The sequence below is a fragment of the Pseudomonas sp. PME37.24/025 genome (genome assembly GCF_055556615.1).
Genome location: NZ_JBVHNK010000005.1, coordinates 309,252 through 332,570 on the forward strand (window position 1 = coordinate 309,252; position 23,319 = coordinate 332,570).

Consider the following 23,319-nt stretch of genomic DNA (forward strand, 5'->3'; position numbering starts at 1 on the left):
GGGTCAGGGAATGGCCGCATCGAATTGATTGCCGCTGTTGTCGCGCAACACCAGGCGCGTCTGCCCTGCTCCTTCGATATCGAAGGCCAAATTGGGGTTTTCGCTGACCGCCGGGAACAACTCCAGACGCGCCAGCAATTGATCGTTTTGACCGCGCAGCTCGGCCTGATTGATGAAGAATTCCGGGATGCCGCTGACCATGCCGTTGTCCATCGGATGCGCCACCTGCAAACGCACGCGACTGAATTCGCCACGGGGATAACGGCCACCTAACACCTCGCCGATGTGTTCTTCCCAACCTGGCTGAGTGCGCACCACGCTCGGTGCCGTGCAACCGCCACCTGCCGCATCGATCAGGGTCGAGCCGACGTGCCACAGCCCGTCGCGGGTCAGTACCGCCGCGCGCAATGGCGTGGCCTGTTCAACGCGGATGCGGATCGACAGCCACGGCAGCACACCGGTCAAGGGTTCGAAGTCGACGATTTTCGGCAGCGGATTAAGTTCGGCCCAGGCGAGGATTCGCACCACTTCACCCTTGAACGCCCGGGCGTCAATTTCCAGCGGCACTTGTCGGGCGTCTTCGGCAAATGGCGGCGCGAGCAACTTGACCCGCTCGTCGAACACGAACGGTGCGTCGCCGAGCATCTGCTTGTGATAGAACGCCCACATCACTGACGGCACCGGATCGACCTCAACCGCGTTCGCGGCCAAGGGTAACCAGCAGGCCAACAGACAACTCGCTCGCCAGTTCACTATTGATACATCTCGGGCACGTCATACCGCAGGCCGTAACGGGCATAAATGGCTTTCACCGAGCCCTCGCGAATCAACGCTTCCAGCGCCTCTTCCACGGCATAGGCCAGTTGCCGATTGCTTTCATGCACCGCCATGCCGATCTCCCAAAGCTGCTTGCCCATGTTCGGGTAGGCGTTTTCCGCCAGCGCCACTTGCGGGTCGGCGGCCTGATGGACTTGCCAGTCGATCTCGCCGCGCATAGCCATTACCGCGTCGACTTCACCGGCCTTCATCGCGGCAAACGCCTGAGATACGCCTGGATAATGATGGGTCTTGGCGGCGAGCATGCCGTTGAACACCGAGGTCAGGTAAAACGACGGCACGCTGTCGACTTCGACGCCGATCGGGTGTTGCTGGAACACCGCGACGCTGGTCACCGAGTCCAGACGACGACGGTCATAAGCCACTTGCCATTGTTCGGTCTGGTACGGCCCGAACATCACCACATGGCCGTTTTCCAGTTCACCCAGTTCATTGCGTTTCTGTGAGTAATCGCGATCGTACGGCACGCGCATCATCAGGTCGGCCAGTTGCTGATTGTGCAACTGACTGGCCCGCCAGATGTAATCGCGCAGGTCGTCGTCGAGCTTCTCCCCGGCGGGTGCCCAGATCAGTTTCAGGCGTACCCCCATGGCTTTCGCCAGGGCCTGGGCAAGTTCGACATCGACCCCGCGAGCCTCGCCAGCGTCTTCAAAGCTGTAGGGCGCGAAGTCCTTGTACACCGCGACTTTCAACTCGGCGGCGGCGATCATTTCGTCATAGGTACGGACCTGCGCCTGCGCTGCCTGGCAACACAGCCATACAGCGCTGATCAACACCGCGAGCAAACGCATGGGTCACTCCTCGACGTGCACGCTGTCCAGGTAGGTGCGCACCGCCCACAAGGCTTCCTGACTCAGGTAGTCGGCCATTTTCGGCATGTACACCCGGCCATCACGCACGGCGCCATGGCGCACGCGTTCGACGAACCATTCATCACCGGCCTCGCCGACATCGAGCATGCGCAAGTCGGGGGCGATACCGCCGGACTTGGCTTCCAGGCCATGACAGGCCGCGCAGTTCTGGTTGTAGGCCGAAGAGCCGATTTCCAAGGCTTTATCGCGTTCCGGGGAGGAGCGGTAAGGGTTCGCCGCCGCCCAACCATCGGCATCGACCTGCACACCGGCATCCTTGATCGGGGTCAGTCCCTTGGTTTCGACGGCCTGGGGTACCACGTTGCCGTGGGCCCAGACGGCACCTGCGTTGATGAAACCGGCCAGCAGTCCGGCAACGAGCAAGGCGTTGCGTTTTGTTGTCATTGTTCTGCCCTCAAGATTGCACGCAAAACCTCTTTGAAGAGGCTATGGCACCCATCTTAGGAACGGCTTTGCGCCAACCCCATGCTGCTTTGGTGGCCGCGGCCTACTCCCTTGGTAGTAGGGCTTGTGGCGCAGGCCCAACCAATACGGGCCGGGCGCCGTGAAGCTTGTCGACGCCGATCAGGGTCAGGATCAGCAAAAACGGCAGGAGCAGTGCTTTGAGAATTCGCATGGCCAATCTCCCCCCTTGAGTGATGGCTGTTGTAGCCCATGCTAAAACCGCGCCGCCCGGGGCGAGTTACTACCTTGGTACTGGCCCATCGGTACTTTCTGCATATTTCCCCGCCCGCCCAGGGTTCCTATGCTGACGCTACCTGTGATGGAGTGCCTTTATGCGCCAGCTCGCCCCTTATGCCTTGATCTACTTGCTGGCGATTGCCTGCGCCGCCGGGGTGGCGACCCAGGTTCAGGCGGCGGATGCGCCGCTGCAGGTGCAGATCGGCTACCTCGGTTATCGCCCTGACCCCGGGCCGTTGCTGTCGAATGTCATCCCCGAACCGACCGACGCCGGCCTGCGCGGCGCCGAACTGGCGATCATCGACAGCAACAGTACCGGGCGCTTTCTCAATCACAGCTACAGCCTGGTCAGCGCCAGCGTCGACAATCCGGATGCGCTGATCGAAGCAGCCAAAACCCAACACGAACAAGGCCTGCGCCTGTTTGTGGTGAATGCACCGGTGGAAACACTGCGCCGGCTCAGCGCCGTGCTACCCGACAGCTTGCTGTTCAATGCCGGCAGCCCCGATGACAGCCTGCGCAGCACCGACTGCTTGCCGAACGTGCTGCACAGCCTGCCAAGCCGCGCCATGCTGGCCGATGCGCTGGCGCAATTTCTGGTGCTACGTAAATGGCAACGAGCGCTGCTGATCGTCGGCCCGACCGCGGACGATCAAGCCTATGCCGCTGCCCTGCGTCGGGCGGCGAAACGCTTCGGCCTGCAACTGGTAGCGGAGAAAACCTGGAGCTTCGATAACGACCAGCGCCGCAGCGCTCAGGCCGACATGCCGCTGTTCACCCAGACCGCCGAGTACGACGTAGTGCTGGTGGCCGATGAACGCGGCGACTTTGGCGAATACGTGCCCTACCAGACCTGGTATCCACGGCCGGTCGCCGGCACCCAGGGTCTGACCCCGGTGGGCTGGCACAAGACCGTGGAAACCTACGGCGCCGCGCAGTTGCAAAAACGCTTCGAAGCCCTGGCCGGGCGCTGGATGAACGATCGGGATTTCGCCGCGTGGATGGCCGTACGCAGCATCGCCAGCGCGGTGGGCAAACTGCGTCAGGCCGATGCCATGGCGATTCGTGCGCTTGAAATCAGCGATCAATTGCCGCTGGACGGCTTCAAGGGTCGCAAGCTCAGTTATCGACCGTGGAACGGTCAGTTGCGCCAGCCGATCCCCATCGTGCAACCCCGGGCGCTGGTCAGCACTTCGCCGCAAGACGGTTTCCTGCACCCCGTCAACGAAATGGACAGCCTGGGTTACGACAAAGCCGAGGTCAGCTGCCGCTTTCTCTGATCCTTTTTTCACGACAACAACAATAAGGAATCTGCCATGCGCCGCACCCTGCTTTCCTGCGCCCTGCTGCTCGCCGCCGGGCACGCCGCTGCCAGCACCGCCTGGGTCTCCAACGAAAAGGACAACAGCCTGAGCCTGATCGACATGCAGACCCTGAAAGTCACCGAGACCCTGCCCGTCGGCCAGCGCCCGCGCGGCCTGTTGCTGTCCCACGACAACACGCTGCTGTACATCTGCGCCAGTGATTCGGATCGGGTCCAGGTGATGGACGTCGCCACGCGCAAGATCATCAAGGAACTGCCTTCGGGCAAAGACCCCGAGCAATTCGCCCTGCACCCCAACAATCGCTGGCTGTATGTCTCCAACGAGGACGATGCGCTGGTGACGGTGATCGACACCGAAACTTCCAAAGTACTCGGGCAGATCAACGTTGGCGTCGAGCCCGAAGGCATGGCCGTCAGCCCCGACGGCAAGTGGGCGGTGAACACCAGTGAAACCACGAACATGCTGCACTGGATCGACACCAGTACCCAAACCCTGGCCGACAACACCCTGGTCGATCAGCGGCCGCGTTTCGTCGAATTCAATCCCGACGGCTCGCAGCTCTGGGCCTCGGCGGAAATCGGCGGCACGGTGACGATTCTCGACGTCGCCAGCCGCAAGATCCTCAAGACCCTGACCTTCCAGATCAAAGGCGTGCACCCGGACAAAGTCCAGCCGGTGGGGATCAAACTCAGCGCCGACGGCAAGTACGGTTTCGTCGCCCTCGGCCCGGCCAACCATGTGGCGGTGATCGACGCCAAGACCTTCGAAATTGTTGATTACCTGCTGGTGGGCCGACGGGTCTGGCAGATGTCGTTCACCCCGGATCAACGGCAATTGCTGGCCACCAATGGCGTCAGCGGCGACGTGTCGGTGATTGATGTCGACAGCCTCAAGGTGACTAAATCGGTGAAGGTCGGGCGCTATCCGTGGGGCGTGGTGGTGACGCCATGAACGCCCTTGAAGTCAGCGACCTGAGTTTCGCTTACGGCGCGCGGGAGGCCTTGCGTCAGGTGAGTTTCAGCCTGGCACCCGGGCGTTTTGCCGCGCTGCTGGGACCGAACGGCGCGGGCAAGTCGACGCTGATCGCCCTGCTCACCCGCCTTTATGATGTGCAGCGCGGTGATATTCGGGTCGGCGGCTGTTCGTTGCGCAATGCGGCACGTCCGGCGTTGAAACAATTGGGTGTGGTGTTCCAGCAAAGCACCTTGGATCTGGACCTTAGCGTCGAGCAAAACCTGCGTTACCACGCCGCGCTGCATGGATTATCTCGACGCCAGACCGCCCTTCGGGTCGACGCCGAACTGGCGCGCCAGGCCCTGACCGAGCGCCGTCGCGAACGGGTGCGCGAACTCAATGGCGGCCATCGTCGGCGAGTGGAAATCGCCCGCGCGTTGCTGCACGAGCCAAGCCTGATGCTGCTCGACGAGGCGAGCGTCGGCCTCGATCCGGCCAGTCGCCTGGCGCTCAACCAACACATCCGCAGCCTGTGTCGCGAGCACAACATCAGCGTGCTCTGGACCACTCATTTGCTGGATGAAGTGCAGCCCAGCGATGACTTGCTGATCCTGCATCAAGGCCGTTTGGTGGCCAGCGGACAGGCAGACGCCCTGAGCCTGGAACATGGCGGCGATCTCGATTCGGCCTTCACTCGCCTGACCACCTCGGTCTCTTCAGGGGCAGTCGTCCAATGAACGCTTACTGGCAATGTTTCAGCGGTATCGTGCTGCGTGAATGGCTGCGCTTTGTGTTGCAGCGCACGCGGTTTCTCAGCGCGCTGGTGCGGCCATTGCTGTGGCTGCTGGTGTTCGCCGCCGGTTTTCGCGCGGCTCTCGGCATCGCCATCATCGAGCCCTACGACACCTACATCCCCTATGAGGTTTACATCATCCCGGGCCTGGCCTGCATGATCCTGTTGTTCAACAGCATGCAAGGTTCGCTGTCGATGGTCTACGACCGGGAAATGGGCAGCATGCGCGTGCTGCTGACCAGCCCCCTGCCCCGGACCTTCCTGCTGTGCAGCAAATTGCTGGCGACGTCGCTGATTTCGCTGTTGCAGGTGTATGCCTTTCTGGCGATTGCCTGGCTGTACGGTGTGCAACCGCCGGCCATGGGTTTGTTGCTGGCACTACCGGCGTTGCTGCTGGTGGCGTTGATGCTCAGCGCGCTGGGCCTGTTGCTGTCCAACGCGATTCGCCAGTTGGAGAACTTTGCCGGGGTGATGAACTTCGTGATTTTCCCGCTGTTTTTCCTGTCGTCGGCGCTGTATCCGCTATGGAAGATGCGCGATTCCAGCGAGTGGTTGTATTGGCTATGCGCCTTGAACCCGTTCACCCATGCGGTGGAACTGGTGCGGTTCGCGCTGTATGAACGCTTCAACCCGTTGGCGCTGGCGGTGTGCGTGGGGCTGACGCTGGTGTTCGCCCTGCTGGCGGTACTCACCTTCAACCCGCAGCATGCGGCCCTGCGCAAAACCGGATAACAACACTAATCCCTGTGGGAGCGGGCTTGCCCGCGATGGCGGTGTGTCAGTCGACAGTAATGCTGATGTGATGGCCTCATCGCGGGCAAGCCCGCTCCCACAGGAGATTTGTGTTGAACAGGTCAAAATTACTACTTTAGTACTGGTTTACCTGTCTATCGTCGCATTCACAATGCACCGCTACTGGCATGTAATGGGTTCATAACTATAAGGACTGAACCCCCATGCCGCGTGCACGACGTGTTCTGCTGTGCCCTTCTCTCGCCGCACTGTCGCTGAGCCTGTTGCTGGGCGTCGCGCAGGCTGAAACAGCGCTGTTCTCCGCCGAAGGTTATCGCATCGGTTTATACCGCAGCCCGACCCCGACTCAGCTCCAGGGCGCGAGTATCATCGACACGCCTGCCCTGCAAACCCTGCTCAAGCAGACGCCGCAGCCACTGCTGATCGATGTCTACCGCCGGCAATGGCTGCAAGGTCGTTTCATCGAAGAAGAGGCCCACGAAAACCTGCCCGGCAGCCATTGGCTGGCCAATACCGGTGACGGTGACCTGACGCCCCCGTGGCAGGACTATTTCGCGCATCATCTGCAGCAATTGACAGCGGGCGATCTGACGCGACCGTTGGTCTTTTACTGCCGCTCCGATTGCTGGTTGAGCTGGAACGCGGTAAAACGCGCCGCTTCCATGGGCTATAAAACACTGTATTGGTACCGCGACGGACTGGATGCGTGGCAAGCGGCAAATCTGCCCGTGACGCCGGCCCGGCCCGAGCCCTTTCCCTGACATGAGCGCTTGCGAGTTGTTGCCACACCCTGATCAAAAAAATAATGAGGTGAAAGGCCATGTACAAAATTCTGATTGCCGACGATCACCCGCTGTTTCGCGAAGCCATTCATAACGTCATCAGCGACGGTTTCCCCGGCAGCGAGGTCATGGAAACCGCCGACCTCGACAGCGCCCTGGCCCTGACCCAGGAACACGATGATCTGGACCTGATTCTGCTCGACCTGAACATGCCCGGCATGCATGGCCTCAATGGCCTGATCAATCTGCGCAACGAGGCGCCGACCATTCCGGTGGTGATCGTCTCGGCCGAACAGGACAAACAAATCGTGCTGCAAGCCATCACCTATGGCGCGGTGGGGTTCATCACCAAGTCGTCGCCACGGGTGCAAATGACCGAGGCCATTCAGCAGATCCTCAATGGCAACGTCTACCTGCCGCCAGACATCATCCGCACGCAAAAAAGCGGCACCCATCGCCGGATGAATGACACCCCGAGCTTCCCGCCGGAGCTGCTCCAGGCCCTGACCCGCAAGCAGTTGCTGGTGCTTGAGCGTATGACCAAGGGCGAATCGAACAAACAGATCGCCTACACCCTGGAAATCGCCGAAACCACGGTCAAGGCCCACGTCTCGGCGATATTGCGCAAACTCAATGTGCACAACCGGGTGCAGGCGATTTTGAGTGCCGGGGATATTGATTTCGGGTCTTATTTGCGGCGCTGATTCTGGGGGCAAGAGTTAGACCGAATCGCCCCCATCGCGGGCAAGCCCGCTCCCACAGGATCTCCACAAACCTGTGGGAGCGGGCTTGCCCGCGATGGGGCCAGTAAACACACCAGAAAACTCAAGGCCGACCAAGCAAATGACTCATCGCCGTCTTGAGTTTCATCGGCCGCACCGGTTTGTGCATCAGGGTGTGGCCCAGTTCGCGGATCTGCTGTTTGAGTTCATTGCTGTAGTTGGCGGTGATCATCATCGCCGGGATCGCTGAAGCGCGACGGGCGTTGATGCGAGCAACAGCGTCGACACCATTCTTCTCGTCATCCAGGTGATAGTCGGCAATCAACAGGTCGGCTTCGTCGTGATAATTATCCACTTGCCGCGCCAGGTCCTCCTCCGACAGCGCCGTGATTACCCGGCAGCCCCAACCTTCGAGCAAGGTGCGCATCCCGGCGCAAATGGCCGCGTCGTTGTCCAGCACCCACACCCGCGCGCCGCGCAGGCGTTCGAGCATCGGTTCGCTCATCAGCAGGTTCGGCAACGCCTTCGGCGCCGTGGCACTCAACGGCACTTCGACGGAAAACATCGAGCCCTTGCCCGGCCATGAACGCACATGAATCCGATGGCCGAGAATGCGCGCGATTTTCTCGACGATCGCCAGGCCCAGCCCCAAACCGCGATCCTGATCCGGGCGCTGCACGTCACCGCGTTTGAACTCCTGAAAAATCTCCTCCAGACGGTTTTCGGCAATGCCCATGCCACTGTCCCAGACTTCGATGGTCAGCCGCTGATGATGACGCCGGCAGCCGAGCACCACGCGCCCGCTGTAGGTGTAGCGAATGGCATTGCTCAGCAGATTACGCAGGATCCGCGCGAGCAACTGAATGTCGCTGCGCACCAGCGCCGAACACGGGATGAAATGCAGCTCAAGCCTTTCACTGCGGGCCACTTGGGTGTATTCGGCGGCAAGGTTTTCCAGCAACTCGCTCAGGGCGAACGGTGCAATGTCGGCCTTGATCACCCCGGCATCGAGTTTGGAAATGTCCACCAGGGTGCCCAGCAGGTTTTCCACGTCTTCCAGGGAATTGCTGACGTTGCGCACCAGCGTTTCGTTGGCCACCGGCTCCCGGCGTTCCAGTAACGCACTGGTAAACAGCCGCGCGGCGTTCAGCGGTTGCAGCAGGTCGTGACTGACGGCGGCGAGAAATTTGGTCTTCGACAGGTTGGCCTGTTCGGCCTCGAGCTTGGCCTCGCGCAAGCGTGACTCCACGCGGCGGCGCTCGTCGATTTCGCGCAGCAATTGGTCATTGAGAGTGGTCAGCTCGGTGGTGCGTTCACGCACCCGCAACTCAAGATTCTGATAGGCCTGATGCAGCGCCTCGGCGGTGCGGCGGCGCTCGGTGATGTCGCGGATCAACACGAAAATCCCCACCACCTCCCCGGTGGCCAGACGATTGGGCACGTAGGAGCGCAACATATAGCGCTCCTGATTGTTGATGTTGGTCTCGGCAAACTCAAACGTCACGCTCTCACCGGCCAAGGCCCGGGCCACGTAGGTTTCCAGGCGTTGATAATGCTGCTCGCTGTGAACTTCGCGCAGGCTCTGCCCGAGCATCACGCCCCGGGGCCAGCAGTACCATTCTTCGTAGACTTTGTTAGTGAATTCATAGACCAGATCGGCATTCAGGTAGGCGATCAGCGCTGGCACATGGTCGGTGATCAAACGAATCCAGCGCTCGCTTTCACTGAGCGCTTCGGCGTGCTGGTAGCGTTCGGTGATGTCGGTGAAGGTGTTGACGAAGCCGCCGGTGGGCAGTGGATGGGTGCGGATTTCCAGCACCCGGCCATCGTAGAGGCGCTGCTCGCACTCCTGCACGTGCCGCCCGTTCGGGTCGCGACTGGCCGGGGTCAGCAGGTTCAGTTCGCTGTCGGCGATTACTTCGGCGAATGGCCGATGGGCCGCCACCGGGGCCAGGCCGCTGAGTTCCAGGAAGCGCCGGTTCCACAGTTCCAGAATGCCCTCGGCGTTGACCATCGCCACCCCTTGGGACAGGTTGTCGACAGCCCGTTGTAACAAGTGCGACTTCTGCGCCACGGCCTGCTCGCGGCGCAGGGTTTCGCTGAGTTTGACGTCGGTAATGTCAGTAAACAGGATCACCCGCCCGCCTTCCTGAGTCGGCCGTTCGCTGACTTGCAGCCAGCGCCCGTTGTGCAGGCGATAGAGCAGGTTTTCATCGGCATGCCCGCGGGGTTCTTCGCTGAACAGCCCGGTCGCGGTCATCAACCGTTTGACCTCGCTCAGGCGCATGCCGGCATTGATTCGCACCCGACTGTTGCCCCAAAACGCCTTGAAACGGCTGTTGAACAGCACGATCCGTTGCTCGGCGTCGAACAATACAAAGGCGTCGGAAATGCTTTCGATGGCGTCGATCAAGTGTTGATGGGCGGTTTCGGCCCGCAGCCGTGCCTCGCTGAGCAAATGATTGCCGGCCTTGAGTTCGGCCATGGCCTGGTTCAAGGCGTCGGTGCGCTCACGCACTTGTTCGGCCAGCACCACTGAATGCTGGAACGCGGCATACGGGTCGTTGCCCCGGGTGATGCCCGATTCGATGCGCTCGATCAGCGCGCCATTGATGCGCTGCAGTTTATGGTTTTCGTGGCACAGGCTGGCGATCTGCGCCTGAAGGTCAGCGCTGTCCAGGGGAGCGGCCTCGGGCAATGGCAACCCCGGTGAAGGTCTGGTTGATGTGCATGCCATTGAACTGTTCTCCATAGGTGTTGAAACCCATCACCCGTTGCTCCCGCAGAAACGCGCCGATCTGCTCAAGACTGCCGCCGTCTTCCAGTTCCAGACGCCTGAGAAAACAGTCGCAGCCGATGGTCAGCAACAGGTCCCCGAGGCGCTCCTGCAAACCGTCGAACAGGTTTTGCAGATTCGGCAGCATGGGGCCCGGGGTCATGACGGTGAGGACGATGCCGTTTTCCACCGCACAGTAAAAACTCAGGCTCAGGTCTGGGTGAACCTGCTGAATCGCCCGCACGTAATACTGATCGTTGATCCTCACCGCCAACGGGTGCGCGGCAAAGATCCGATAGTCGAGATCGGCCACCGCCACGCCGATGTGCCGGGCGTACTCCTCGGCGGCCGGTTCGGCATTGAGTTCGAACACCCGGCGCGAGGCGCTGTCGGCAGCGGTGACCACCAGTTTTTCGGCCCTGGGCAGGATGTGGTGAGTGGTGAAGACTTCGAAGTCCAGCCAGGTGTTGACCAACACCACCACTGCCGCGCCGCTGTGAAACTCGCCGCCGAAATACACATGGGTGTGGGTCAAGTAGTTGTCGTCGCCGGCCGATCCGCCGAAATGCGGAATGTCGCCCAACGCCGCGCTCAGGGCAGCGAGAACCATCTCTTCACGACTGGACAAGCCATCGAGCAGGGTCAGGGCAAAGCTGTTGCCCTTGATCGGCGCCAGGGTGTTGCTGCGACAGCCACTGACCAGTCGCTCGACCATTTGCTGGGCATCGATCAGGCTGAAATGTTCCATCTCGTCGATCAGTTCGGTGGAGATGGAAAAATGCCGATGATCGAAGCCCACCGCCGTTACGCAGTTGCGGCCATAACCTTGGGGGGTGATTTCCCCAGCGCTGGTGCAGCCCACCAGACGAATGCCGCCGAAGCTCTGTTGCAACGCCTGCCCCAGCGCCTGCAAGTCGTACTCGGCGGAACAGAAGAACAGCACGAAGCCCAAATGCGGGTGCAAGAGTTGTCGCGCCAGATCCTGGGCCGCTTGCTGGGCATCGGTGGCCTGGGACATGGCACTGACCACACCGTCGTTCTGAACCTGCTCCATCCTCGCCCCTCGCCGGTGCGCCTGTATGAGGCACGAGTGTACGAAGCCTGCGGGCGGCGGCGAATGCTACTTGGGTAGTGGGTGGGTGGTTCGATGGGATGAGAGGGGGATTTGCACGATTGCGCGGCTGGCGCTCTTGTGGCGAGGGAGCTTGCTCCCGCTGGACTGCGAAGCAGTCCCCCTGATTCTGGCCGATGCGCGACTAGAAATCGGGGGCCGCTTCGCGACCCAGCGGGAGCAAGCTCCCTCGCCACAGGAAGCTCTCTCGCCACAAGTAGTAGTTAGCCAGCCAGTTACCAGGTCAACACCGCCCCCACCGCAAACGTATCGGTGTCTTCATTCTGGGCACTGGTGTCGTGGCCATTGATTTCGAACTGGTTGTACTCGGCCACCAGCTTCAGGTTGTCGTTGACGTCATGGAACAGCGCAATGCCGCGGGTCTCGTAATCGGCGCCGCTGCCGACCACGCCGTTGCCGTCGTCCTCGGTCTTGCCGTAAGACAGCGCCAGGCGGTTCTTGCCCAGTTTGTAGGAGCCCTGCAACAGGTAACCGTCACTGTCGACATTGCGCAAGGTCGGTTCGCCAGCGTTGTTGGTGAAGAACGGGTTGATGCCTTTGGCCTGGAAACCGGAGCCGGTCAGCGACAGCCCGCCCATCTTCGCCTGCACGCCGTAGCCGACGCCTTTGGAGGTGACGGACTCGACGCTTGCGTCGGTGTTGTCCGAAGTCTGGTAGCTGCCGTTGAGCCAGCTGTAAATCTTCGCCCCGCCGAGGTCGAACTGATAGGTGATCTCGCTCTCGGTGCGCGGGTTCTCCTGATACGCCTTGCCCGTCGCGCTGCTGTCGTTGGTATCGACCGGGTCCATGATCCCCACCGCCACCCGCAACCCGTCCATCACCGGGGTGCGATAGGTAATCTGCGACGTCGGGAACGGGTATGGGTAACCGCTGCCGATGTTGCCGAACGACACCCCGCCGCCGTCCACCAGGCCCAACGTATCGCTGACCTGACCATAACCGGCGAGCAATTCGTCAAGCAGGATGTTGGAGCGGGCAAACAGGCCGAAGTCCTTGCCGATCAGCACCTCGCCCCACTCTGGATTGGCCACCGTGCCGTAGAACTGCCGCACATCGATGGCGGTGTCGGTGCCGTTGGTTTCGCTGTCGTTGATGGTTACCCAGAACGAGGCGCGGGCGCCGAGCTTGAGGTCATCGACCTGCTTACCCATGTTGAAGCCCAGGTAGTTGGGCAGGAATCCCATCTTCACCCGCGCCTGGCGCCGGTCGTACTGCTCGCCGGCCCGGTCCACGTCGCTGTTCACATAGAAGGCGTTGATGTAGCCATCCGTGGAGAACGTGGTCTGGTCCTTGTCGTACAACATGATCTCGGCCTCGGCCATTGAGCTCAGGCCAAGGGAGGACAGGCTGGCGATGAAGGCCGGCAAGAAACGATGCTTGAAGTTCTTATTGTTGTGCATGACGCGCTCCGCAACGGGGGACTTGATGTCGGAGGCGATTATCGAAAGTGGACCGGCGGCGTCATACGCTGCCTTGGGGGCGGTTGTCAGCTGCTTTGGATTGGCGGGTAGCGCGCGGCAAATTCGGTGTAAGACCGCCCGCCGCACAGGCCCGGAACTTAGGGTGTAAGCCTGAGGACCCGACTGGCGTCCACAGGAACCGGTGCCCGCTAGGCGAGCGCTCTAAACAGCATGTATACGGCGATCACCACGCAGACGCTGGCGAAACCGATCTGCAGCCCTCGGGCCGGCACCCGTGCGCAGAGTTTTCGACCGAGGATCATCCCGACGATGCTGGCGACAATGAACGACACGCCCAAACCATCGATCCGTACCCCGGCATGAAACGCGCCGATCACGCCAATCACCGAGATCAGGCTGATCACCATCAGCGACGTGGCGACGATCCCGCGCATCTGCACATCGGTCAGTTGCTTGAACGCCGGCACAATCAGAAAACCGCCACCCACCCCGAGCAGCCCCGAAACCACACCGGTCACCGCCCCGAGTGCCGCCAGGGTTGCGGTGCATTTGCCGGTCCAGGAAAAACGCCCGGTCTGCTGATCAAGCATGCAGTTCTTCTGGCCCCAGTTGGCATGACCGTGGTCGCTCGGGCCGTCATCGTGCTTTTCCCGGCGCAGCATCCGCCAGGCCACCATGACCATCAGCAGACTGAACAGGACCATCAGGATCTTTTCCGGCAACTGATGGGCGAAGTAGATGCCCACCGGCGAAAACACCGCGCCCAGCAGTGCAATCAACAACGCCGCGCGATAGCGCACCAGGCCATGGCGCAAACCGTCGATCGCACCGATCGCGGCCGCACTGCCCACCGCGAACAAGGCGACGGGCGCCGCTTGGGTCATGGTCAAACCCAGCCCCAGCACCAGGGCCGGCACCGCAAGAATACCGCCACCGGCGCCGGTCAAACCCAGCACCAGCCCCATGACCACACCGAAAAAACTGGCCAGCAACATAGGGTTCTCTCAGTCAACCTTGGACAGATGGGTCAGCCATTCACGGCCCTTGAGCAGGCCATTCCAGTAGAACCACGGCAGCAAGGTCGCCTTGAGAAACCAGGCCGAACGACGCGGCACTGTCGGGTCGAGGGGAAAGGTCGGCAGCAACTTACCGGCGTAACCGAACTCGGCGAGAATCACCTTGCCCTTCTCCACCGTCAGCGGGCAGGAACCGTAGCCGTCGTACTTGAGTGGCAACGGCTGTTGCTTGCGCAGGGCCAGCAGGTTTTGCGCCACCACCACGATCTGCTTGCGCACAGCGGCGGCAGTTTTCGCGTTGCTGGTGGAGCAGACATCGCCCAAGGCAAAGACGTCTGTATAGCGCACGTGTTGCAGGCTGTGCGGGTTCACTTCGCACCAGCCAGCGGCGTCGGCCAACGGGCTTTGGCGGATGAAATCCAGTGAGACCTGAGGCGGCACGACGTGCAGCAGGTCGAAGGTTTTTTCTTCTACGGTCACGGCACCTGCAGCGTCCTTGACCTCGAACCACGCAGTTTTCGACGGCCCGTCAACCTTGACCAGATTGGAATTGAAGGCCAGCCGGGCGTTGTACTTTTCGATGTACTTCATGAGCGGCGGCACGAATGTCGCCACGCCGAATAACGCAGCGCCGGCCAGATTGAACTCGACGTCGAATTTGTTCAGAACGCCAGTTTTACGCCAGTGATCGCAGGACAAATACAAGGCTTTCTGTGGCGCACCGGCGCATTTGATCGGCATCGCTGGCTGGGTGAAAATCGCTTTTCCGCCGCGCAATCCCTGGACCAGTTCCCAGGTGTAGGCTGCGTGCCGATAGCTGTAATTGGAGGTCACGCCATTCTGGCCGAGGGTGTCCTGCAAGCCTTCGATTTTCTCCCAGGCCAGGCGCAGGCCGGGGCAGACGACGAGGTTCTGGTAACTGACGGTGCGGCCATCATCGAGGGTCAGCTGTTTGCTGTCCGGGGCGATGTCAGTCACGGACGCCTGCAACCAGGTGGCCTGACGCGGCATCACCGAGGACATCGGGCGCGTGGTGTTTTTCAGCGCATAAGCACCGCCGCCCACCAGCGTCCACGCCGGTTGGTAGTAATGCTGGCTGTCGGGTTCGATGACGGTGATGTTTAAACCCGGATCGCGTTTCAGCAGGCTGGCAACCAGGCCAATGCCGGCGGTCCCGCCGCCTATTACCACGATGTCGGCACTGATGGATGGGCCCCAGTGTTGATCGTTCATCATTCATTCCTTGTTATTGCACGCATGGCGCCGGGTTCATTAAGTCGCGGAACCTGTGGGAGCGGGCTTGCTCGCGAAAGCGGTGTGTCAGGCGACATCATTATTGACTGTGCCGCCGCCTTCGCGAGCAAGCCCGCTCCCACATGGATTGCGCTTAACTGACCGGCATCAGGTTCAGCCCCAGCTTTTCAGCACCGCTCCGCAGTACAGGCCGGACAGCGTCTTCATCACCTGAATCACTTCGTGACTGGCTAAACCATAGAATATGTACTTGCCTTCACGACGGGTGACTACCAATCCTTCGTCGCGCAGGATGCCAAGTTGTTGGGACAGTGTGGGTTGGCGCACGCCGGTCATTTTTTCCAGTTCGCCGACGTTGCGCTCGCCCTGGGTCAATTGGCAGAGAATCAGCAAGCGGTCCTCGTTGGCCAAGGCCTTGAGCAGCGCGCAAGCTTTGGAGGCCGAGGCCCGGAGTTGGGCGACTTCACATTCGGTCAGACTGGATTGCATTTGCAGGATGCCTTCGACGTCACTTAAGCTGCGGACATTATGTTTAAACATAAAGTGTTGCAACCGGTTATTGTCCTCCCGCCCCTTTCCACAGGTTCGTACCCATGTCTGCGTTGATTGAAGCCTTTCTTGACCCCGCCTCGTCGACCTACAGCTACGTGATCTACGAACACGATGGCGGGCACTGCGCGATTGTCGACCCGGTGCTGGATTACGACCCCGCCGCCGGGCGCACCGCAACCGTCCAGGCCGACAAAATCATCGCCTTCGTGCGCGAACACCAGTTGCAGGTGCAATGGCTGCTGGAAACCCACGCCCATGCCGATCACCTGTCCGCCGCGCCTTATCTACGTCGGGAACTGGGCGGCAAGATTGCGATTGGTGAGTCGATCAGCAAGGTTCAGGACGTGTTCAAGGCACTGTTCAATCTGGAGCCGGGATTTAGCGTCGATGGTTCACAGTTCGATCACCTGTTCGCGCCGGACGAGTCATTCCGGATCGGCAATCTCAAGGCCACGGCCCTGCATGTGCCCGGGCATACCCCGGCGGACATGGCCTATTTGATCGACGGCGATGTGATTCTGGTGGGCGATACGTTGTTTATGCCGGACGTCGGCACCGCGCGCTGCGACTTCCCCGGCGGCAACGCCAACCAGATGTTTGCCTCGATCCACAAACTGTTGGCCTTCCCCGCCAGCGTGCGGCTTTACGTCTGCCACGATTACCCGCCCACGGGCCGCGCCCCGCAATGCCAGAGCACGGTTGGCGAGCAGCGCAAAAGCAACATTCATATTCACGACGGCATTGATGAGGCCGCTTTCGTCGCCATGCGCACCCGGCGCGACGCCGGGTTGTGCATGCCGACGCTGTTGTTGCCGGCGATTCAAGTGAATGTGCGGGCCGGGAATTTGCCGCCGGCCGAGGACAACGGTGTTGTGTACCTTAAAATCCCCCTGAATCAACTCTAGCCCCGTAGCAGCTGTCGAGCTGCCGCGAGGCAGCGTCTGCGATCGGCCTGAAGGAACTCGGTTGCAAGGTTTGCGACGGCTGCGCCGCCGAACGCTGCCTCGCGGTACTCGACAGCTGCTACAGAGATTTGGACGTTTAATTGGCCAAGGTCAACCCATTGGCCGGCAACGGCAACCCCGTCTTGTACCGCACCTGCTTGAGTGCAAGTACCTGAAGATGTATAAAAAGGTGCTACTTATTCCCCTGATCTCTCATCAATGCTCTGATGGTAATCGATGACGAATTACAACGACATCAGAGCATTATATCTACGGCAGATAACTATGGGATTTTCCCCATAAACTCAGAAAGCCGCTGAGCAACACCTTTCGATTTCGCGACTGGCACAGTATCACCGACAACCCCGACATCACTAACTACAATTTCGATATTACCTATTTCATCCTTAATCTCTCTAAAACCATCTCTAATCGAATCTTGATGCTGCTCCAATAGCATCTTTAAATTATTTTCAGATGCATGTTTAAACACTCGCACCAACACCAACAAAGATACAACCATGACAAAAAGAGAAATCACATTAATCAAACTTATAGCCTTAGCATTCACAGAGGAATTTATTTCACCCCCCCCTTCATCATCTACAAATTTAACGACATAGGAAAACGGAATACTTGATTGCATCGCAACTTTCAAGCTTGAGTTACTGGAAAGACGATCTAACGACACCCTTATATCTTTATCTTTAACTACAACACTCCCAACGTCTTCATCGCTGGAAACATCGTACTTAGGAACAGCCCCTTCAAAAGAAAATATCAACTTTAGCTTTTCGGAGGCCGCCCCTCCAAAATTTTCAACTTTTGCGAAGCCAACGTACCCAGGACCACCACCGAGTTTTTTGAGATCAACGTATTCTTTCGCGAGTGACAACTCAGCCACCCGATATATGCTTCTAGCATCCTCACCTATACATAAAACAACCACTGAAACAATTAGCGCAAGCGTCGAAAGCAGTGCCATAACTTTATCATTTAGCTTCATATTTAAACCTTCCGACGCTGCGTAGCCCGTTCAAATCATCCAAATCCAGGACTATTTTATCTTTTGGCACATCATCGCGGATGGTGAACTCAATATACTGAATACTTTCCCTCTTAGAAATAATCCTTTCTAATAACTGACGAGCCACTGAGTGTTTTCCATTATCAAGATAAGGATACAAATAGCCATCATTAACAATAACGCCAGAAAAGTTGTACGACTGTGTAGCGGAAAGATCTGCTATAACCAGCAGCAGTATAAATCTCAGAAGCACACCCTCGCCCTGAGAAGTCCTACCTTTATCTTTCCCTTTTGCTAATGACTCCGCACCTTCATAATACAATTTACTCAAATCAAACTCAGCCAATACTTTAGAAACAGCTTCATCAATGAGCTTTATTTTTTCACTTATATACTTATCACAAAGAAATCGCCCCTCATCATACTTAAGAGAAGCATCCGCGAACAACTTCTCCGCTAGACGATACTCTTTATAAAACTCCATTTTACTGCGCTCAACCAAAGCATCCAGATTATTAGTTAAACCTTCCTTTTGAGAGTTAGCCAATAACAACTCTGAAAATCCATCAACTGCAGCTTCCGACTCTTTATTCTTTCGAACAGATGCTTTCAGCTCAGAAATCTCTTTATGAAACCCATCCAAAAAAGCATTATCTACGCCACACACTGCGCACAGAGCATCCCATTGCTGACGACGATTAAATGCCCAAGCATCAGACAAAAAGCCAAATTCAAAAACATCAAAAGCCCGCTTACCCTCAACTTCGAACAAATATTCTAGAGATAATTTTCCACTAAAAAATCTATCAAGCTCAGAAGATCTCGCTCGATATAGCTTTACCTCTCCGCTTGCTGACCGGACTGCCAGTTCAGGATCTCCCGCAAGCCGCTTAAAAGAATAAACTTCTCCAGAAAAGCTGACAGCCACCTCAACCTGCTCGAAAAAAGTAATACGCAGCGAATCAACCACACCTAAAGCATATTTAATATACCCAAACAATGTACTTTTGCCACTGGCATTCTTTCCAACTATGTAATTAACCCCTTCATTAAAATCAACGTGCAAACCATCCACTCGCAAATACACAAACTTAAACTTTTTCATCCGCCCCCCACAAACAACCCCAAAGACAATAAACCCAGCCACAACCAGTAAAATAACATAATCATCTTGATGAAAATGATTTAGACCTAAATCCCCCATAGAAATCTCTTTAGTATAGCCGCACGTCTACTCTAAGCCCCTACTAAGGTCAATCCATTCGCCGGCAACGGCAGCGCCGTCTTATACCTCACCTGCTTGAGCGCAAAGCTCGAACGGATGTTCGCCACCCCCGGCACTTTGGTCAGAAAGTCCATCATGAAGCGCTCCAGCGACTGAATGGTCGGCACCAGTACGCGGATCAGGTAGTCCGGGTCGCCGGCCATCAAATAGCATTCCATCACTTCCGGGCGATCCGAGATCGCCTCTTCGAAATGCTGCAACGCCTCCTCCACCTGTTTCTCCAGGCTGACGTGAATGAACACATTCACATGCAGCCCCAGCAGGTCGGCATCCAGCAGGGTCACTTGCTCACGAATCAGCCCTAATTCTTCCATTGCCTTGACCCGGTTGAAGCACGGCGTCGGCGACAGGTTCACCGAGCGCGCGAGGTCGGCGTTGGTGATGCGCGCGTTCTCCTGAAGGCTGTTGAGAATGCCGATATCGGTACGGTCCAGTTTGCGCATGAGACAAAACCACCTGTTTTTTATGTTTATGCAGATTTTTTATCCTCAAATGACTTCAAGCGCAACGAAACAGAGAGAAATATTCTTCTTGGGCCGGCCTATGATTGTTGTAGGACAAGAATTCTTTTACCGAAGAATGACTGCCAGCTCACTACAAGAAATTCACAAGATCGAGCGTAGAAGCCATGAACCAAGCGTACGAACCGCTGCGCCTGCACGTTCCCGAACCTTCGGGCCGCCCCGGCTGCAAAACCGACTTCTCCTACCTGCATCTGACTGACGCAGGCTTGGTGCGCAAACCCCCAATCGACGTTGAACCGGCCGACACGGCTGATCTGGCCAAAGGCCTGATCCGCGTGCTCGACGACCAGGGCAATGCCCTCGGTCCATGGGCCGAAGGCGTGCCAGTCGAGATCCTGCGTAAAGGCATGCGCGCCATGCTCAAGACGCGAATTTTCGACAACCGCATGGTGGTCGCCCAGCGTCAGAAAAAAATGTCGTTCTACATGCAAAGCCTTGGCGAAGAAGCCATCGGCAGCGCCCAGGCCCTGGCCTTGAACATCGACGACATGTGCTTCCCCACCTACCGTCAACAGAGCATCCTGATGGCCCGCGAAGTGCCATTGGTGGACCTGATCTGCCAACTGTTGTCCAACGAGCGCGATCCGCTCAAAGGCCGTCAGCTGCCGATCATGTACTCGGTCAAAGACGCCGGCTTCTTCACCATTTCCGGCAACCTCGCCACTCAATTCGTTCAGGGCGTGGGCTGGGGCATGGCCTCGGCGATCAAGGGCGACACCAAAATCGCCTCGGCCTGGATCGGCGACGGCGCTACCGCTGAATCGGACTTCCACACCGCCCTCACCTTCGCCCACGTCTACCGTGCGCCGGTAATCCTCAACGTGGTCAACAACCAGTGGGCGATTTCGACGTTCCAGGCGATTGCCGGTGGTGAAGCCACCACCTTTGCCGGTCGCGGCGTCGGTTGCGGCATCGCCTCCCTGCGGGTCGATGGCAACGATTTTGTCGCGGTGTACGCCGCTTCCGCCTGGGCTGCCGAACGCGCACGCCGCAACCTCGGCCCGACCATGATCGAATGGGTCACCTACCGCGCCGGCCCGCACTCGACCTCTGATGATCCTTCCAAATACCGTCCTGCCGACGACTGGAGCCACTTCCCGTTGGGCGACCCGATTGCCCGCCTCAAGCAGCACCTGATCAAAATCGGTCAGTGGTCCGAAGAGGAACACGTCGCCGTCAGCGCCGAACTGGAAGCCGAAGTGATCGCCGCGCAGAAAGAAGCCGAGCAGTACGGCACCCTCGCCGGCGGCCAGATTCCGAGCGCCGCGACGATGTTCGAAGACGTCTACAAAGAGATGCCGGAGCACTTGAAGCGCCAGCGTCAAGAGTTGGGGATCTGACATGAACGATCACAACAATAAAATCGAGTTGGAAACCGCCATGACCACGACCACCATGACCATGATCCAGGCCCTGCGCTCGGCCATGGATGTGATGCTTGAGCGTGACGACAACGTCGTGGTGTTCGGCCAGGACGTGGGCTACTTCGGCGGCGTGTTCCGTTGCACCGAAGGCCTGCAGAACAAGTACGGCACCTCCCGCGTATTCGATGCACCGATTTCCGAAAGCGGGATCGTTGGCGTCGCCGTGGGCATGGGCGCTTACGGTTTGCGGCCGGTGGCCGAGATCCAGTTCGCCGACTACGTGTACCCGGCGTCGGACCAGATCATTTCCGAAGCCGCACGCTTGCGCTATCGCTCGGCCGGCGAGTTCACCGCGCCGATGACCCTGCGCATGCCTTGCGGCGGCGGCATCTACGGCGGCCAGACCCACAGCCAGAGCATCGAGGCGATGTTCACCCAGGTCTGCGGTTTGCGCACGGTCATGCCGTCCAACCCTTACGACGCCAAAGGCCTGCTGATCGCCTCCATCGAAAACGATGACCCGGTGATCTTCCTCGAGCCAAAACGCCTGTACAACGGCCCGTTCGACGGCCACCACGACCGCCCGGTAACCCCGTGGTCGAAACACCCCGCCGCACAAGTGCCGGACGGTTACTACACCGTGCCGCTGGATGTCGCCGCCATCGCTCGTCCGGGCAAGGACGTGACCATCCTGACCTACGGCACCACGGTTTATGTGTCGCAAGTGGCGGCTGAAGAAACCGGTATCGACGCCGAAGTCATCGACCTGCGCAGCCTGTGGCCGCTGGATCTGGAGACCATCGTCAAGTCGGTGAAAAAAACCGGGCGCTGCGTGGTGGTTCACGAAGCCACCCGCACCTGCGGGTTCGGCGCCGAACTGGTGTCGCTGGTGCAGGAGCATTGCTTCCATCACCTGGAAGCGCCGATCGAGCGCGTCACCGGTTGGGACACTCCCTATCCGCACGCGCAAGAGTGGGCGTATTTCCCTGGTCCGTCCCGTGTGGGCGCGGCTTTGAAACGGGTCATGGAGGTCTGAATGGGCACGCACGTTATTAAAATGCCGGACATTGGCGAAGGCATTGCAGAAGTTGAACTGTCTCAGTGGCACGTCAAGGTTGGCGACATGGTCGTCGAAGATCAGGTGCTGGCCGATGTCATGACCGACAAGGCGATGGTCGACATCCCGTCCCCGGTGCATGGCAAGGTGATTGCGCTGGGCGGACAGCCTGGCGAAGTCATGGCGGTCGGCAGCGTCCTGATCAGCATTGAAGTTGAAGGCGCGGGCAACGTTAAAGAGTCGGTTCAGCCAGTAGCGGTTAAAGAAGCACCGGTTGCAGCGCCTAACGTTGAAGCCGTTGTTGAAAGCAAACCGGTTGCGGCGCCTCGCCCGGCCGCTGTCTGCCAAGGTCCGATGGTTGCCCGTGAAGCCGATGAGCGTCCGCTGGCCTCCCCGGCCGTGCGCAAGCATGCGCTGGACCTCGGCATTCAATTGCGTCTGGTGCGTGGCAGCGGCCCTGCCGGTCGGGTGCTGCACGAAGACCTCGAAGCCTGGCTGGCTCAGGGTCAATCGAACGCATCGACCGCCACCGCCGCTTACGCCCAACGCAACGATGAAGAGCAAATCCCGGTGATCGGCATGCGCCGCAAGATCGCCCAGCGCATGCAAGACGCCACTCAGCGTGCCGCCCACTTCAGCTACGTCGAAGAAATCGACGTCACCGCCATCGAAGAACTGCGCGCACACCTGAACGAAAAACACGGCGCGACCCGCGGCAAGCTGACCTTGCTGCCGTTCCTGGTCCGTGCCCTGGTCGTGGCTCTGCGCGACTTCCCGCAGATCAACGCCCGCTATGACGATGAAGCGCAGGTCATCACCCGTCTCGGCGCGGTGCATGTGGGCGTCGCCACGCAAGCCGACATCGGTTTGATGGTGCCGGTTGTGCGTCATGCCGAAACCCGCTGCCTGTGGGACAGCGCCGCGGAAATCTCCCGTTTGGCAACTGCCGCGCGCACTGGCAAGGCCAGCCGTGACGAGCTGTCCGGTTCGACCATCACCCTGACCAGCCTCGGCGCCCTGGGCGGCATCGTTAGCACCCCGGTGCTGAACCTGCCGGAAGTGGCGATCGTCGGCGTGAACAAAATCGTCGAACGGCCGATGGTCGTCAAAGGCCAGATCGTGATTCGCAAGATGATGAACCTCTCCAGCTCTTTCGATCACCGCGTGGTCGATGGCATGGACGCGGCGCAATTCATCCAGGCCATCCGTGGCTTGCTCGAACAACCCGCAACGCTGTTTGTGGAGTAA

Annotated in this window: 23 protein-coding genes and 1 pseudogene; 10 read left to right on the forward strand and 14 right to left on the reverse strand. The window is 59.1% G+C overall.

Annotated elements, in window-relative coordinates; all coding sequences use genetic code 11:
* Positions 1-3: 3 nt before the first annotated feature.
* From ACZ3HH_RS11780 to ACZ3HH_RS11795, 4 genes are all read right to left on the reverse strand, one after another.
* Positions 4-753, reverse strand: a complete 750-nt coding sequence (locus ACZ3HH_RS11780) for a quinoprotein dehydrogenase-associated SoxYZ-like carrier (protein WP_465804735.1) — start codon at positions 751-753, stop codon at positions 4-6.
* The gene (locus tag ACZ3HH_RS11785; RefSeq protein ID WP_465804736.1) at positions 753-1,628 is read right to left on the reverse strand and encodes a substrate-binding periplasmic protein; all 876 of its coding nucleotides are present in this window, start codon (positions 1,626-1,628) and stop codon (positions 753-755) included. The genes ACZ3HH_RS11780 and ACZ3HH_RS11785 overlap by 1 nt, the downstream gene beginning before the upstream one ends.
* Positions 1,629-1,631: 3 nt before the next feature.
* On the reverse strand, positions 1,632-2,093 hold the full coding sequence (gene pedF / locus ACZ3HH_RS11790) for a cytochrome c-550 PedF (RefSeq protein ID WP_465804738.1): 462 nt from the start codon (positions 2,091-2,093) through the stop codon (positions 1,632-1,634).
* 103 nt (positions 2,094-2,196) lie between these two features.
* Positions 2,197-2,325: a hypothetical protein gene (locus ACZ3HH_RS11795; protein WP_007907038.1), complete on the reverse strand. Its 129-nt coding sequence runs from the start codon at positions 2,323-2,325 to the stop codon at positions 2,197-2,199.
* A gap of 160 nt (positions 2,326-2,485) precedes the next feature.
* On the opposite strand from ACZ3HH_RS11795, the gene ACZ3HH_RS11800 reads away from it, so the two are divergent.
* From ACZ3HH_RS11800 to ACZ3HH_RS11825, 6 genes are all read left to right on the forward strand, one after another.
* Entirely contained in the window at positions 2,486-3,670 is a 1,185-nt protein-coding gene (locus tag ACZ3HH_RS11800; protein WP_465804741.1) for an ABC transporter substrate-binding protein, read from the forward strand.
* A gap of 36 nt (positions 3,671-3,706) precedes the next feature.
* Positions 3,707-4,666 carry a YVTN family beta-propeller repeat protein gene (locus ACZ3HH_RS11805; protein ID WP_465804742.1) on the forward strand — a complete coding sequence of 320 codons (960 nt, stop codon included), beginning with the start codon at positions 3,707-3,709 and terminating at the stop codon, positions 4,664-4,666.
* Positions 4,663-5,406 (forward strand): ABC transporter ATP-binding protein, encoded by a 744-nt coding sequence (locus ACZ3HH_RS11810; protein WP_465804744.1) that lies wholly within the window; start codon positions 4,663-4,665, stop codon positions 5,404-5,406. Before ACZ3HH_RS11805 ends, ACZ3HH_RS11810 begins: the two co-directional genes overlap by 4 nt.
* Positions 5,403-6,194 (forward strand): ABC transporter permease, encoded by a 792-nt coding sequence (locus ACZ3HH_RS11815; protein WP_465804745.1) that lies wholly within the window; start codon positions 5,403-5,405, stop codon positions 6,192-6,194. Before ACZ3HH_RS11810 ends, ACZ3HH_RS11815 begins: the two co-directional genes overlap by 4 nt.
* A gap of 224 nt (positions 6,195-6,418) precedes the next feature.
* Positions 6,419-6,976 (forward strand): PQQ-dependent catabolism-associated CXXCW motif protein, encoded by a 558-nt coding sequence (locus ACZ3HH_RS11820; RefSeq protein WP_465804747.1) that lies wholly within the window; start codon positions 6,419-6,421, stop codon positions 6,974-6,976.
* Between the two features lie 59 nt (positions 6,977-7,035).
* Complete coding sequence (locus ACZ3HH_RS11825; protein WP_008005351.1) at positions 7,036-7,701, forward strand: response regulator transcription factor; 666 nt, start codon at positions 7,036-7,038, stop codon at positions 7,699-7,701.
* Between the two features lie 121 nt (positions 7,702-7,822).
* On the opposite strand, the gene nahK is transcribed toward ACZ3HH_RS11825, so the two are convergent.
* The 6 genes from nahK to ACZ3HH_RS11855 all read right to left on the reverse strand — a co-directional run bounded on the left by nahK (position 7,823) and on the right by ACZ3HH_RS11855 (position 15,807).
* A complete protein-coding gene (nahK, locus tag ACZ3HH_RS11830; protein ID WP_465804834.1) occupies positions 7,823-10,417 on the reverse strand; it encodes a hybrid sensor histidine kinase/response regulator NahK/ErcS' in 2,595 nt (864 codons plus the stop codon).
* Positions 10,386-11,549 carry a nitric oxide-sensing protein NosP gene (gene nosP / locus ACZ3HH_RS11835; RefSeq protein ID WP_465804749.1) on the reverse strand — a complete coding sequence of 388 codons (1,164 nt, stop codon included), beginning with the start codon at positions 11,547-11,549 and terminating at the stop codon, positions 10,386-10,388. The genes nahK and nosP overlap by 32 nt, the downstream gene beginning before the upstream one ends.
* A gap of 293 nt (positions 11,550-11,842) precedes the next feature.
* Entirely contained in the window at positions 11,843-13,027 is a 1,185-nt protein-coding gene (locus tag ACZ3HH_RS11840; RefSeq protein ID WP_465804751.1) for a porin, read from the reverse strand.
* A gap of 209 nt (positions 13,028-13,236) precedes the next feature.
* Positions 13,237-14,043 (reverse strand): sulfite exporter TauE/SafE family protein, encoded by an 807-nt coding sequence (locus ACZ3HH_RS11845; RefSeq protein ID WP_465804753.1) that lies wholly within the window; start codon positions 14,041-14,043, stop codon positions 13,237-13,239.
* Positions 14,044-14,052: 9 nt separating this feature from the next.
* Positions 14,053-15,297 carry an NAD(P)/FAD-dependent oxidoreductase gene (locus ACZ3HH_RS11850; RefSeq protein WP_465804755.1) on the reverse strand — a complete coding sequence of 415 codons (1,245 nt, stop codon included), beginning with the start codon at positions 15,295-15,297 and terminating at the stop codon, positions 14,053-14,055.
* A gap of 174 nt (positions 15,298-15,471) precedes the next feature.
* Entirely contained in the window at positions 15,472-15,807 is a 336-nt protein-coding gene (locus ACZ3HH_RS11855) for an ArsR/SmtB family transcription factor (protein WP_032830345.1), read from the reverse strand.
* A 104-nt stretch (positions 15,808-15,911) separates the two neighbouring features.
* Here ACZ3HH_RS11855 and ACZ3HH_RS11860 point away from each other — a divergent pair, with 104 nt between their 5' ends.
* Entirely contained in the window at positions 15,912-16,775 is an 864-nt protein-coding gene (locus ACZ3HH_RS11860) for an MBL fold metallo-hydrolase (RefSeq protein WP_465804757.1), read from the forward strand.
* A 136-nt stretch (positions 16,776-16,911) separates the two neighbouring features.
* On the opposite strand, the pseudogene ACZ3HH_RS11865 reads toward ACZ3HH_RS11860, so the two are convergent.
* The 4 genes and pseudogenes from ACZ3HH_RS11865 to bkdR form a co-directional block, all read right to left on the reverse strand.
* Positions 16,912-16,980 (reverse strand): annotated as a pseudogene (locus tag ACZ3HH_RS11865) (ArsR family transcriptional regulator); the annotation flags it as partial.
* A gap of 117 nt (positions 16,981-17,097) precedes the next feature.
* On the reverse strand, positions 17,098-17,820 hold the full coding sequence (locus ACZ3HH_RS11870; RefSeq protein ID WP_465804759.1) for a hypothetical protein: 723 nt from the start codon (positions 17,818-17,820) through the stop codon (positions 17,098-17,100).
* Positions 17,807-19,045: an ATP-binding protein gene (locus ACZ3HH_RS11875; RefSeq protein WP_465804761.1), complete on the reverse strand. Its 1,239-nt coding sequence runs from the start codon at positions 19,043-19,045 to the stop codon at positions 17,807-17,809. The genes ACZ3HH_RS11870 and ACZ3HH_RS11875 overlap by 14 nt, the downstream gene beginning before the upstream one ends.
* Before the next feature lie 32 nt (positions 19,046-19,077).
* Positions 19,078-19,569 carry a Bkd operon transcriptional regulator BkdR gene (gene bkdR, locus ACZ3HH_RS11880; protein WP_465804762.1) on the reverse strand — a complete coding sequence of 164 codons (492 nt, stop codon included), beginning with the start codon at positions 19,567-19,569 and terminating at the stop codon, positions 19,078-19,080.
* 185 nt (positions 19,570-19,754) lie between these two features.
* Between bkdR and ACZ3HH_RS11885 the strand changes: the two genes are divergently transcribed.
* From ACZ3HH_RS11885 to ACZ3HH_RS11895, 3 genes are read left to right on the forward strand one after another with little or no spacing between them, the layout of a single operon-like run.
* Complete coding sequence (locus ACZ3HH_RS11885) at positions 19,755-20,990, forward strand: 3-methyl-2-oxobutanoate dehydrogenase (2-methylpropanoyl-transferring) subunit alpha (RefSeq protein ID WP_008005369.1); 1,236 nt, start codon at positions 19,755-19,757, stop codon at positions 20,988-20,990.
* A gap of 1 nt (position 20,991) precedes the next feature.
* Complete coding sequence (locus ACZ3HH_RS11890; RefSeq protein ID WP_465804765.1) at positions 20,992-22,050, forward strand: alpha-ketoacid dehydrogenase subunit beta; 1,059 nt, start codon at positions 20,992-20,994, stop codon at positions 22,048-22,050.
* Complete coding sequence (locus ACZ3HH_RS11895) at positions 22,051-23,319, forward strand: dihydrolipoamide acetyltransferase family protein (protein ID WP_465804766.1); 1,269 nt, start codon at positions 22,051-22,053, stop codon at positions 23,317-23,319.